Source organism: Streptomyces violaceorubidus (assembly GCF_000717995.1).
Lineage (GTDB): Bacteria > Actinomycetota > Actinomycetes > Streptomycetales > Streptomycetaceae > Streptomyces > Streptomyces violaceorubidus.
In genome coordinates this window covers 1-239 of the sequence record NZ_JODM01000232.1, presented here as the reverse complement: position 1 = coordinate 239, position 239 = coordinate 1, and the positions used below count along the sequence as shown (strand labels likewise).

Here is a 239-nt window from a genome sequence, read left to right as displayed (position 1 = left end):
TTGACTTTGTTGAGCCAGTGGTAGGTCTGGCGTGTTTCCCCGGAGCTACGTGGCTTGAAGTTGTTTTTGCGGAGGATCTCCATGTGCTCTTCCGCGGTCCGCTTCTTCTTGTTCCCGGTGGCGCGAGCGTCGTCCAGGCCCGGGACGTTGGCCGCGTGCATCTCGTCCAGATATACCTGCGGCACCAGGGTGCTGCCCGCTTTGACTTTGTTGAGCCACTGGTAGGTCTGGCGTGTTTC

The 239-nt window shown here is 59.4% G+C and carries 1 protein-coding gene; it reads right to left on the bottom strand.

The window, feature by feature from the left end; translation table 11 throughout:
- A partial coding sequence (locus tag IE94_RS37000) for a hypothetical protein (protein WP_037925203.1) occupies positions 1-239 on the bottom strand: 239 nt, incomplete at both ends.